Annotated in this window: 9 protein-coding genes; 6 read left to right on the top strand and 3 right to left on the bottom strand. The window is 72.6% G+C overall.

The features are described from left to right. Positions 1–166: 166 nt before the first annotated feature. On the bottom strand, positions 167–961 hold the full coding sequence (locus tag ACGFH9_RS26265) for a hypothetical protein (RefSeq protein WP_355245698.1): 795 nt from the start codon (positions 959–961) through the stop codon (positions 167–169). Between the two features lie 182 nt (positions 962–1,143). Here ACGFH9_RS26265 and ACGFH9_RS26260 point away from each other — a divergent pair, with 182 nt between their 5' ends. Next, complete coding sequence (locus tag ACGFH9_RS26260) at positions 1,144–1,956, top strand: DUF3097 domain-containing protein (RefSeq protein WP_393224193.1); 813 nt, start codon at positions 1,144–1,146, stop codon at positions 1,954–1,956. 24 nt (positions 1,957–1,980) lie between these two features. Here ACGFH9_RS26260 and ACGFH9_RS26255 read toward each other — a convergent pair whose 3' ends face one another. Further along, the gene (locus ACGFH9_RS26255) at positions 1,981–3,282 is read right to left on the bottom strand and encodes a serine hydrolase domain-containing protein (protein ID WP_393224273.1); all 1,302 of its coding nucleotides are present in this window, start codon (positions 3,280–3,282) and stop codon (positions 1,981–1,983) included. A 120-nt stretch (positions 3,283–3,402) separates the two neighbouring features. Between ACGFH9_RS26255 and ACGFH9_RS26250 the strand changes: the two genes are divergently transcribed. From ACGFH9_RS26250 to ACGFH9_RS26235, 4 genes are all read left to right on the top strand, one after another. Next, positions 3,403–3,876 (top strand): NfeD family protein, encoded by a 474-nt coding sequence (locus tag ACGFH9_RS26250; RefSeq protein WP_393224190.1) that lies wholly within the window; start codon positions 3,403–3,405, stop codon positions 3,874–3,876. A gap of 5 nt (positions 3,877–3,881) precedes the next feature. Beyond that, complete coding sequence (locus tag ACGFH9_RS26245; protein ID WP_393224188.1) at positions 3,882–4,988, top strand: SPFH domain-containing protein; 1,107 nt, start codon at positions 3,882–3,884, stop codon at positions 4,986–4,988. Positions 4,989–5,168: 180 nt separating this feature from the next. Further along, positions 5,169–5,939 carry a hypothetical protein gene (locus ACGFH9_RS26240; RefSeq protein WP_393224186.1) on the top strand — a complete coding sequence of 257 codons (771 nt, stop codon included), beginning with the start codon at positions 5,169–5,171 and terminating at the stop codon, positions 5,937–5,939. 255 nt (positions 5,940–6,194) lie between these two features. Continuing rightward, positions 6,195–8,393 (top strand): transglycosylase domain-containing protein, encoded by a 2,199-nt coding sequence (locus ACGFH9_RS26235; RefSeq protein ID WP_393224183.1) that lies wholly within the window; start codon positions 6,195–6,197, stop codon positions 8,391–8,393. Positions 8,394–8,671: 278 nt separating this feature from the next. Here the strand turns inward: ACGFH9_RS26235 and ACGFH9_RS26230 are convergent, their stop codons facing one another. Beyond that, positions 8,672–10,519 (bottom strand): thiamine pyrophosphate-requiring protein, encoded by a 1,848-nt coding sequence (locus ACGFH9_RS26230; protein ID WP_393224181.1) that lies wholly within the window; start codon positions 10,517–10,519, stop codon positions 8,672–8,674. Between the two features lie 92 nt (positions 10,520–10,611). Here ACGFH9_RS26230 and ACGFH9_RS26225 point away from each other — a divergent pair, with 92 nt between their 5' ends. Further along, the gene (locus ACGFH9_RS26225) at positions 10,612–11,451 is read left to right on the top strand and encodes a TrmH family RNA methyltransferase (protein WP_393224270.1); all 840 of its coding nucleotides are present in this window, start codon (positions 10,612–10,614) and stop codon (positions 11,449–11,451) included. Positions 11,452–11,478 lie beyond the last annotated feature (27 nt).

Here is an 11,478-nt window from a genome sequence, read left to right as displayed (position 1 = left end):
CGCTGGGCGGGTGGCAGAGCGGCAGGCCGGGTGCAGAGCGCAGGCCGCGTGCAGAGCCATGGGCGTCTCCGGACGCGACCAGGGCTGAGATCGGGCGTACCCCAGCCCCGACGTGATGGCTTTCTGGATCAAGCGACCGGCGGAGCCGCAGCGTCGTCGGTCCGGGTCAGGGACGTAGGGGTGCGTTGCAGGCGGCTACCAGTGCCTGGCGGCAGGCCGTGGTGAGAGGGCGGAGCGCGGCATCGCGCTGCTGGGCCTCGTAGTTGTTGATGGCGCCACCGGGAGCGGCGTGCCCGGCCAGCGCGAGCACCCGGTCCAGCACGGCGGCCCGGGCGAACAGCCGGCGCGCCCGTGGGTCGAAGCCGGGCGGCAGGTCGGTGGCGCCGTCGGGGCGGCGCAGAGCGGCCAGCGCGCCGGCCAACTCGGGCCGCCACTGCGCCACGTCGAGCCGGGTCAGCGCGGCCGTCGTCTCGGCCAGAGCGGCGGCCAGCTCGGCCTCCGCCTCGGCGGCGCCGGGCAGCGACAACGAGGCGGCCGGAGCGTCGGCCGGCAGCGGGTACACCCGCCACAGCACCGTCTCGAAACAGTCCCCGGAGCCGGAGGTGTGACTACGCACGTGTGGGATCAGGCCCAGCCCGCCAGCCACCACCGCCTCACCCGCCACCAGCGCCGCCCCGGCGAAGTCCCCGGGACCGGGAAGGCCCCGCGGGTCACCCGGCGCGGGCAGCACCAGCCGGATCTCGTCGGGGGAGAGCTTGGCCAGGGTGGGCAGCGCGGCACCCAGCGGGACGTCGGTCCAGGTGCCGGGGGCGTCCGCGACGAGGTGCTCCTCGTCACCGGCGATGGCGTCGGCGACCTCGTCGTACGGCACCAGCCCGGCGCGCCACGCGCGCACCCAGGCAACGAACCGGCTCGACCGGCGCGGCGCAAGCGTGGCCGCGCCCGTTGCGGGGGTGGACATGCCGAAAGGGTACGTGGTGATCGGTGGCCCTGTCTCGGCTGCCGCTCCGGCCGCCCTGCCTGCCCCGAACTGCCCCCTTCGCCCCATCCGCTGCCCGTCCTGCCCCGCCGGTCCCCGCTGTGCTCACGCGGGGACGGTGTGTCGGAGTGAGCGCGTCGGTGGTGGGGTTTAGCGTGATCGACATGGCGGGGCGATACGGCGAGGACGTGCTGGCCGGGGACTGGCGGCGGCGAAAGGTCACCCCCGAGGTGGACGCCGAACCGGATCTCGTGGTCGAGGATGCCGACTCCGGGTTCTGCGGAGCGGTGGTGGGCTTCGAGGCCGGCGCGGTGGTGTTGGAGGACCGGCACGGTAAGCGGCGCAACTTCCCGCTGCTGCCGGCGGCGTTCCTGCTCGACGGCCGGCCGGTGACGCTGCGCCGCCCGAGCCGTGCGCCGGTGCCGGCGGCCCGCCGACGGACCGCGTCCGGTTCGGTGGCCGTGGACAACGTCCGCGCCCAGGTGGCGAAGGCCAGCCGGATCTGGGTCGAGGGCATCCACGACGCCGCGCTGGTCGAGCGCATCTGGGGCGACGACCTGCGGATCGAGGGCGTGGTCGTGGAGCCGCTGGACGGCATCGACGATCTGGACGCATCCGTTCGCGACTTCGGCCCCGGCCCGACCCGACGACTCGGCGTACTCGTCGACCACCTGGTGCCGGGCAGCAAGGAGAGCCGGATCGTCGCCCGGGTGAACTCGCCGTACGTGCTGGTGACCGGCCACCCCTACGTGGACGTGTGGCAGGCGGTCAAGCCGGCGGCGCTGGGCATCGCGGCCTGGCCGGTGGTGCCGCCGGGGCGGCCGTGGAAGGAGGGGGTCTGCGCGGCCCTCGGGGTGGCCGAGCCGGCCGACATGTGGCGGCACATCCTGCCCCGGGTGAACAGCTTCGCCGACGTCGAGACCCCGCTGATCAACGCCATGGAGCGCCTGATCGACTTCGTCACCGAGCCAGCCTGACCGCCTGGCCCGCCCTGTCCTGGGTCAGGGGGCCTCGTCCGGGCTGCGCGTGAAGACGAACGTGGCGATGTCGATCGCCGTCGCCCGTCCGTCGTCGTCGCGCAGCACCGACAGGATCTCACCGTTCTCCGGGCCGGAGCGTCCCCGCCAGCGGTCCGTCCCCTCGGCGATGAACCGGCTCACCCGCTCGCCGCGTACGTGGGCCACCAGGTCACCCGCGTCCCGGCTCAGGTCCAGCGAGGTGCCCATCCACCACCAGCGGCCGGTCAGCTCGGCGACCTCGGCCGCGGGCGCGGCGGTGACCGGCCGCCACGGCTGCGGCACCGGCGGCTCGGCGTCCAGCACGCTGGTCAGCAGCCGACGGCCGAGCGTGGTGATCGGGAAGCCGTACGAGTTGGCGAAGCCGACCACGGCGGTACGGCTCGGCCGGTGCACCACGAGGGCGGCCACGTACCCGGGCATCGATCCGCCGTGCCCGACGTACACGCGTTCGCCATCGCGGTAGAGCTCCAGCCCCAGGCCGTGCCCGCCGGTCCAGGAGTCGAGGTCGTTGATCACCACGGGGGTGCACATCTCGGTAAGCGTCTCGGCGGCCAGCACCGACGGGTCGGGGTCGGCCAGGAACGCGGCCCAGCGGCCCAGGTCCTCGATCGTCGACCAGAGTTGCCCGGCGGGGGCCATCGCGCCGGTGTCGGTGCGGGGCTCCTCGCGCAAGGTGTCGTGCCAGGGGTGGACGACGTAGCCGCGGGCGTACGGCTCGGTGGCCGCGTACGTGGTGCGCCGCATGCCGAGCGGGTCGAGGACGCGGGTGTTGAGCAGATCGGCCCAGGGTGTGCCGGTGAGCCGTTCGAGGAGGCCGCCGAGCAGCCCGTACGCCAGGTTGGAGTAGTGGTACGTGGCGTGCGGGGGGTAGGCGATCTTGTCGGGGGTGACCCCGGCGAGCAGGGTGGTGAGGTCGACGCCCGCGGCCCGCTCCCACCAGTCGCCCTCGGGTTCACGCTGGATGCCGCTGGCGTGCCCGAGCAGTTGGCGCAGCGTCAGCGAGCCGACCCCCGTGTCCGGCAGGTGCTCCTCCAACGGGTCGTCGACGGTGAGCCGACCCGCGTCGCGTAACTGCATGATCAGGGTCGCGGTCATGGTCTTGCTGATCGAGCCCAGCCGGTACTGCAGGTCGACGGCCGGGCGGGGATGTTCACCGGCGAGGGCCACGTGCACCAGCGTGCCGTCGCGGACCACGCCCAGCACCAGCGACGGGGCACGGCCCTCGGCCTGCGCCTGGGCGACCCGGGTGTCGATCTGTCGGGCGGTCTCGGGTAGCAGCGTCAACGGGATCTCCTCGGGTCGGGCCACCGTCGGGTGGTGTTCCGGTGGGCCGGAAAGGGTCTCGCCGAGCCTACTGATCTTCGCGGGGAGGCCGCGCGAGCATTTGCGTGTCACGATCGTGGTGTGGACGCCGTGGTGTGGATCGTTCTGGGTGTGGTGCTGGCGGTCGCCGAGATCTTCACGACGACCCTGTTTCTGATCATGTTCGGGGTCGGCGCGTTCGCCGCCGCGGGCGCTGCGGCTCTGGGAGCACCGGTCGCTGTGCAGGCCCTGGTCTTCGCGGTGGTGTCCGCCCTGAGCCTGGTGGTGGTCCGGCCGGTGATCAAGCGGCACGGCCGGTCCGCGTTGGAGAGCGGCGAGCAGCCGTTCGGCGTGGAGGCGATCGAGGGCTCCACGGCCCTGGTGCTGGAGCGGGTGGACGCCGACCACGGCCTCGTCAAGATCGACGGGGAGATGTGGAGCGCCCGGCCGTACGACACGACGCAGACTTTCGAGCCCGGTGAGCGGGTTCGGGTGATAAAGGTCCGGGGCGCTACCGCCCTGGTGTGGCAGGACGATGTTTCTTCCGCCGGCGAGCTGCCGGAAGCGAGAGGGTGAACGGGATGACGATAGTCGGGGTGCTGATCATCGCGGTGGCGTTGATCGCCGTGATAACGCTGGCCAAGGCTGTGCGGATCGTGCCGCAGCAGCGCCAGGACGTGGTGGAACGGCTCGGTAAGTACAAGCGCACCCTCAGCCCCGGCCTCAACCTGCTGGTGCCGTTCATCGACGCGGTGCGTACCAAGGTCGACATGCGGGAGCAGGTGGTCAGCTTCCCGCCGCAGCCGGTGATCACCTCGGACAACCTGGTGGTCTCGATCGACACGGTCCTCTACTTCAAGGTGGTCGACTCGGTCCGGGCGACGTACGAGATCTCCAGCTTCCTCCAGGCCATCGAGCAGTTGACGGTGACCACGCTGCGCAACGTGATCGGCTCGCTCGACCTGGAGCGGGCCCTGACCAGCCGGGACGAGATCAACCGGCACCTGTCCGGGGTGCTGGACGAGACGACCGGGCGCTGGGGCATCAAGGTGACCCGGGTCGAGATCAAGGCGATCGAGCCGCCGGCCAGCATCCGCGACTCGATGGAGAAGCAGATGCGCGCCGAGCGGGACCGTCGCGCCGCGATCCTGACCGCCGAGGGGCACAAGCAGTCGCAGATCCTCACCGCCGAGGGCGAGAAGCAGTCGGCGGTGCTGCGGGCCGACGGTGACCGGCAGGCCCGCATCCTGCAGGCCGAGGGTCAGGCGAAGGCGATCCGGACGGTGTTCGACGCGATCCACCAGGCGAACCCGAGCCAGAAGGTCCTTGCGTACCAGTACCTGCAGGCTCTGCCCCAGATCGCTCAGGGCAGCGCCAACAAGGTCTGGATCGTGCCGGCGGAGCTGACCAAGGCCCTGGAGGGCATGGGTGGCGCACTCGGTGGGCTGAGCCAGATGGTGGGGGATCTGCCCGCGCCGGAGGCTGCCGACCACGCGAGCCAGGTCGAGCGTGAGGCCGCGGAGGCGGCGCAGGCCGCGGCCGCCGCCGCACAGCAGATCCACGACGAGGTACGCGTCGCCGAGGCGCAGGCCACCGGTGGCAACAAGCCGCAGGGGTTGCCCGCGCCGGAGCCGGTCACCCCGGACAGCCTGGTCAACGACCCGACCGACCGGCGCGAGCGCGGCTGATCCGGTAGGCCGGCCGGGCCGGGGGAGCCTCGCACCGAGGCTCCGACGCACGGCGTTAATGCGAAAAATGCTCATGGGGCGCTCCGGCGCCTGCCACGATCGGTCCTAGGACGGGTGGTGACCAGGCAATCGGGGCGCCCCGGCGCGTCTCGCACCGCTCGCGGACGAGCGAGGTGACGCATGAAGGATCCGGCGAATCGGATGTGGTCCTCGGCCCCGGTGCCCGGCGCGCACGATCCCGTCGCACCCCTGGGCTCCCGGCGCAGCGGCGGCGGCTTCGGTGTATTGCCCTTCGTCGGCGAGCCCACCCCGCTCGCACCGGCCACGAACGCCAGTTGGGCCTGGTCGGTACGCCGGTTCGCGCGGGCCGCGGTGTGGCTGCTGCCCGCGTACGCCATCCTCTACGGCGTCGTGGCGATGGCCAGTGACGGCGGCGTGGGCAATGACCCCTATCCCGCCGACGGCCAGGCGGTGTACCTGATCGGCTGGGTGGCCGCGGTCTGGCTCGGCCTGCTCGCGCTGCTGGCCCTCACCGGCCTGCTGGCCGCGACCCGCAGCCGCCGGGTGGCCGCCGCCGGCCTGCTGGTCAGCATCGCCGGCACGGTGCTGATGCTGCCGTTCGCCGGGTTCGAGGAGCAGACGCCGGTCTTCGGCACCACCGCGCGGTCGCTGGTCCTGCTCGGCGCGACCTTCTACAGCGTGGGGTGGTTCCTCACCGGATGGGCGGTGGCCCGCTCTGGCACCTTCAGCCTCGGCGACGGAGTCATGCTGATCATCGCCGCGCCGCTGCTCGGCCTGGGTGGCGCGCTGATCGGGTCGCTCCAGACCTTCGGTGCGATCTTCGTGCTGATCGCCGGCATCGGCATCGGCTACCGCAGCGGCCGCCTGATGCCCCGCGAAACCGTCCACGACGCGGCCAACGCCAGCCTCTCCACACCCCCAACCCCCTAACCCGCCCCGCCCCGCCCCGCCCCGCCCCGCCCCGCCCCCCGCCCCGCCCCGCCCCGCCCCCCGCCCCCCGCCCCGCCCCGCGCCCCGATGCCGTTGATCATGAAGTTATTGCGCTCCGCCTCGGCGTGTCGTGGCAATACTTCATGATCAACGCGGTCTGGCGTGGGTGGGTTGGCTGATGGGGGGCCGTGAAGTTGCTGACAATCGGGCTGCGGGGGTGGTCGGTTGGCGTTATTTGTGGCAATCCTGGGTTGCATGGCCGCCCCTCGCTCGCCGCTGTCGCGGCTGTTCACCGTGCTGCTCGCCGGCGTGCTGGCCGGGCTCGTCCTGGCCGTCGCCGCGCTGCCGGGCAACCTGCTGGTCGGGTTCGCCGCGCGCGCCGCGATCGGGTCGTACGCCGCGCTGCCCGACGCGCTGCGCACCCCGGCCACGCCGCAGCGCTCCTACCTCTACGCCAACGACGGCAAGACGCTGCTCACCACGTTCTACGACGTGAACCGCACCGACGTCGCGTTGGCGGACATCGCCCCGGTCATGCGGCAGGCGATCGTGGCGGCCGAGGACCGGCGGTTTTACGACCACGGCGGCGCGGACCTGCGGGGCCTCGCCCGCGCGCTCATCGCCAACGTCAAGGGCGGCGGCACCGAGCAGGGCGGCTCCACGCTGACCATGCAGTACGTCCGCAACGTCCTCAAGACCGACCCGACCCGCACCGCCCAGGAACGCGCCGCCGCCACCGACCCCACCGTCGGGCGAAAGCTCCAGGAGATCCGGTACGCGGGCGCGCTGGACAAGAACCTCGGCAAGGACGAGATCCTCGGCCGGTACCTGAACATCGCCTACTTCGGCGCCGGCGCGTACGGGATCGCGGCGGCCAGCCAGCGCTACTTCGGCAAGCCCCCCGCACAGTTGACCCTCGCCGAGTCGGCGCTGCTCGCCGGACTGGTGCAGTCCCCGGACGCGTACAGCCCCATCGGCGGCGACAAGGACGAGGCGCTGGCCCGTCGCTCGTACGTGCTGGACTCGATGGTCGCCACCGGCGCGATCACCGCCGCGCAGGCCGCCCAGTCCAAGGCCGAGCCGCTGGCCCTGCACCCCACCGCGCAGCCCAACGGCTGCACCGCCGTCGCGCAGGGCCACGACGACTGGGGCTACTTCTGCGACTACCTGCGTCAGTGGTGGCTGACCCAGCCGGCCTTCGGCGCGACCCCCGCCGAGCGCGAGCAGGCCCTGCGCTCGGGCGGCTACACCGTCGTCACGTCGCTCGACCCGAAGATCCAGGCCACCGCGCAGCAGCAGGCCACCAAGGTCTACGGGTACGACAACAAGCACGCCCTGCCGATCGCCGCCGTCCAGCCGGGCACCGGTCGGGTGCTGGCGATGGCGGTCAACAGGCACTACAGCCTCGCCGACAACCCGGCCGGGCAGGCGAACTACCCGAACACCGTCAACCCGCTGATCTCCGGTGGGGCCAGCGTCGACGGGTACCAGGCGGGCTCGACGTTCAAGCTGTTCACCATGCTCGCGGCGCTGGAGTCGGGCCGTACGCTCTCCACCGGCTTCGACGCCCCCGCCAAGCTGCCCACCCGCTACCCGGCCGAGGGGCCGGGCAGTTGTGACGGCCACTGGTGCCCGGCGAACGCCAACCCGGCGTGGATGGACGGGTACCGGATGATGTGGGACGGCTTCGGCCGTTCGGTGAACACCTACTTCGTCTGGCTGGCCGAGCAGGTGGGCCAGGACAAGGTGGTCGAGATGGCGCAGCGGCTCGGCATCACGTTCCGCGCCGACACCGACGCCGCCTTCGCGAAGAACAACGCCGCGAACTGGGGATCGTTCACCCTCGGCGTGGCGGCCACCACCCCGCTGGACCTCGCCAACGCGTACGCCACGGTGGCCGCCGAGGGCACCTACTGCACGCCGGTGCCGGTGGTCTCGGTGACCGACGCGAAGGGCGTGAAAATGCCCGTCGGCCAGCCGTCCTGCAAGCGCGTCGTCGACCCCGACGTGGCCCGTGCCGCGACCGACGCGGCCCGCTGCCCGGTCGGTCAGCAGTCGCCATACGGGCAGTGCAACGGCGGCACCGCCACCGGTGTGAACGACATCCTCGACGGCCGCCCGGTGGCAGGTAAGACGGGTAGCTCGGAGGAGAACGCCACCGAGACGTTCGTCGGCTTCACCCCGCAGGTGGCCGTCGCCGGCATCGCGGCCAACCCGGACGACCCGGCCGACCCGGTGGGTTCGGCGGTGCAGAGCAAGGTGATCGACGCCGTCGCCCGCGTCATCGCCACAGCGGTGAAGGGTCAGCCGGAGAAGGCGTTCGCGCCGCCCAGCAAGGAGTTGGCCGGTGAGCCCCGCCGCCCGGTGGAGCGCCCGGCGGTCCCGAAGCGCGAACAACCCCCGACCGAGGACCCCCTGTCCCCACTGGAACGCTGGCTGAACCGCCGAGGCTGATCCACCCACCCCAGCCCACCCACCCCAGCCCACCCACCCGTGCCCGCCCGCCCCGCCCTCCAGCGCCCCGCCCCGCCCGCCCCGCCCTCCAGCGCCCCGCCCCGCCCGCCCCGCCCTCCAGCGCCCCGCCCCGCCCGCCCCGCCCCCAACGACCCCGCCGATCTTGCACTTTCGGGTGTCTATTTGCCGTTTCTGTGCGGCTATGTCGCCACAGCAAGTGCAAGATCGCGGGGGCCGGGGGCCGGGGGCCGGGGGCCGGGGGTTGGGGGTGGGGGTGGTTAGTGTTCGCGGCGGCGGGGGCGGTAGCTGGCGATCGTTGCCGGGAGGCCGCGGCGGATGATGCCGGCCCAGTCGGTGTCGCCGCGCAGGACCGCCGCAGCGGTCTTGCGAGCCTGCTCGGCGGTGAAGTGCGGCGGCAGCATCAGTTCGGCCGGGTCGACGAGCGCGTTGATGACCACCGGCCGGTCGGCGCTGAGTGCACGCTCCCAGACGCCCGGCACCTGCTCCGGCGAGTCGACCTGCTCACCGTGCAACCCGAGCACCTCGGCCCACCGGTGGTAGCCGATGTCCGGGAGTTGCTGGCTGTCCGGGAACATCGGCGTCCCCTCCGAGGAGCGCTGCTCCCAGCTGACGAACGCCAGGTCCCGGTTGTTGAGCACCAGCACCACGAACCGTGGGTCGGCCCAGCCGCGCCAGTACTTCGCCACCGTGATCAGCTCGTTGACGCCGTTCATCTGCATGGCCCCGTCGCCGATCATCGCGATCAGCGGCCGGTCCGGGTGGGCGAACTTGGCGCTCAGCGCGTACGGCATGGCACCGCCCATCGACAGCAGCGTGCCGGAGAGGCTGGCCAGCATGCCGGGTCGGACCTGCACGTGCCGGGCGTACCAGGCGGTCGCGGTGCCGCAGTCCACGGCGAGCATCGCGTCGTCGGGCAGCCGGTCGCTGAGGGTGCTGAACAGCAGTTGCGGGTTGACCGGGTCGGCGCTCTGGCCGGCCAGGTCGCGCTGGGCGCGCCGCCACGCCGAGGTGGACTCGGCGATCTGCGCCCGCCAGGCGGTCGGCCCGGGGCCGGGGCCCAGCTCGTCCAGCAGCGCCCGCAGGGTGGGGCGGGCGTCGCCGGTCAGGTTCACCTCGGTCGGGTAACGCAGGCCGAGCTGCGTGCCGTCCAGGTCGATCTGCACCGCGCGGGCCTGCCCGGGTGGCGGATAGAACTCCGAGTACGGCATGTTGCTGCCCACGATCAGCAGCCGGTCGCAGCCGGTCATGAGCTGCCAGCTCGGGCGGGTGCCGAGCAACCCGATCGCGCCGGTGACCCACGGCTCGCGATGGTCGACGACGGTGAAGCCGAGCAGCGCGGTGGCCACCCCGGCGCCGAGCCGGTGGGCGATCTCGCGTACCTCGTCCTGCGCGCCGAGCGCACCCTGCCCGACCAGCATCGCCACCCGCTCGCCGCCGCGCAGCACCTCGGCGGCACGGCGCAGGTCCGCCGTCGGCGGGACGGTCGGCGTGCTGCTCGGCACGTTGCTGGTGTGGTAGTAACCGTGCGCGTGCGGCGGGTCGGGGATGGCGGGCTCGTCCTGGATGTCCGAGGGGAGCACCAGCGCGGTGACGGTCCGCCGGGACAGCGCCGTCCGACATGCCCGGTCGACCAGGTGGCGGACCTGCGCGGGGTGGTCGAGCTGGGCCAGGAACGCCGCCGCCACGTCCTTGTAGAGGGCCAGAAGGTCGACCTCCTGGTAGTAGCCGCCGCCCTCGGCGGTGACCGCCGTGTGTCCGAGCAGGGCGACCACCGGCTGGTGGTCGAGTTTGGCGTCGTACAGGCCGTTGAGCAGGTGGATGGCGCCGGGACCGCTGGTGACAAGCGCGCAGCCGAGTGGACCGCCGCCGTACTTGACGTGTGCGGACGCGGCGAACCCGGCGGTCTCCTCGTGCCGCACCTGGACGAACTGGGCGCGTTCGTTGGTGCGTTGCAGGGCGGACGTGAGGCCGTTGATGCCGTCGCCGGGATAGCCGAAGTACCGGCGTACGCCCCAACTGAACAGGCGGGAGACGATGTGGTCCGCGACGGTCGGACGCCGGGGCAGGGTGCCTCCTTCGGCCGGTGCCGTGTGCTCTGCGCTCACCTGGCTGGTCCTTCCCGTCGCGTCCGGTACACCACCGGTCGTTCCCCTTCCCGACCGGACAAAACACCGCCGCTGGGCGGACGTCGGGGCGGCTGACGGCCGTCCGGCAGAATCGTCGGGTGCCCGTCCACCAGATCACCGACCCCGACGACGACCGGATCGCCGACTACCGCGCGCTCACCGACGTCGAGCTGCGCACCCGCTGGGAGCCACCGCACGGACTGTTCATCGCCGAAGGTGAGTTGGTGCTGCGCCGCGCGTTACGCGCCGGCTACCCGGCCCGGTCGTACCTCGTCGACGCCAAGCGCGTCGACCAGCTCGCCGACCTGGACACCGGCGACGCGCCCGTCTACGCCGCCACCCAGGACGTGCTGCAACGGGCCACTGGCTTCCACGTACACCGGGGGGTGCTGGCGTCGTTCCACCGCCGTTCGTTGCCGACGGCGGCCGAGGTGCTCGCCGGAGCGCGCCGCGTGGTGATCCTGGAGGACGTCAACAACCACACGAACCTCGGAGCGATCTTCCGGGGTGCCGCCGCGCTGGGCGTGGACGGAGTGCTGCTGTCGCCGTCCTGCGCCGACCCGCTCTACCGGCGCAGCGTGCGGGTCAGCATGGGCGAGGTCTTCGCGCTGCCGTACGCCAAGCTCGACCGCTGGCCCGCCGGTCTCGACGAGGTACGCGAGGCGGGGTTCACCGTGCTCGCCATGACGCCGGCGCCGGATGCCGTACCCATGCAGCTGTTGACCCCGGCGCAGCGCGCGCGGGCCGCGCTGCTGCTGGGCGCCGAGGGTCCCGGCCTGACGGCGTCGGCGCAGGCGGCCAGCGACGTGCGTGTGGTCCTCCCGATGCGGCGCGGGGTGGACTCGTTGAACGTCGCCGCCGCGGCGGCCGTGGCGTTCTGGGAACTCGGACGCGGCGATCCGCTTGCATGACCATGCGTTCTGTTGAATAATCTTTCC

It is taken from the genome of Micromonospora sp. NPDC049102 (assembly GCF_043197485.1).
In the GTDB taxonomy this organism is placed as follows: Bacteria; Actinomycetota; Actinomycetes; order Mycobacteriales; family Micromonosporaceae; genus Micromonospora.
This window is presented reverse-complemented; position numbering and strand designations above follow the sequence as displayed.

Excerpts from the sequence above, each read along its gene's own strand:
- ACGFH9_RS26235 (WP_393224183.1), top strand. The coding sequence starts at position 6,195 with ATGGCCGCCCCTCGCTCGCCGCTGTCGCGGCTGTTCACCGTGCTGCTC.
- ACGFH9_RS26260 (WP_393224193.1), top strand. The coding sequence starts at position 1,144 with ATGGCGGGGCGATACGGCGAGGACGTGCTGGCCGGGGACTGGCGGCGG.
- ACGFH9_RS26240 (WP_393224186.1), top strand. The coding sequence starts at position 5,169 with ATGAAGGATCCGGCGAATCGGATGTGGTCCTCGGCCCCGGTGCCCGGC.
- ACGFH9_RS26265 (WP_355245698.1), bottom strand. The coding sequence starts at position 961 with ATGTCCACCCCCGCAACGGGCGCGGCCACGCTTGCGCCGCGCCGGTCG.
- ACGFH9_RS26245 (WP_393224188.1), top strand. The coding sequence starts at position 3,882 with ATGACGATAGTCGGGGTGCTGATCATCGCGGTGGCGTTGATCGCCGTG.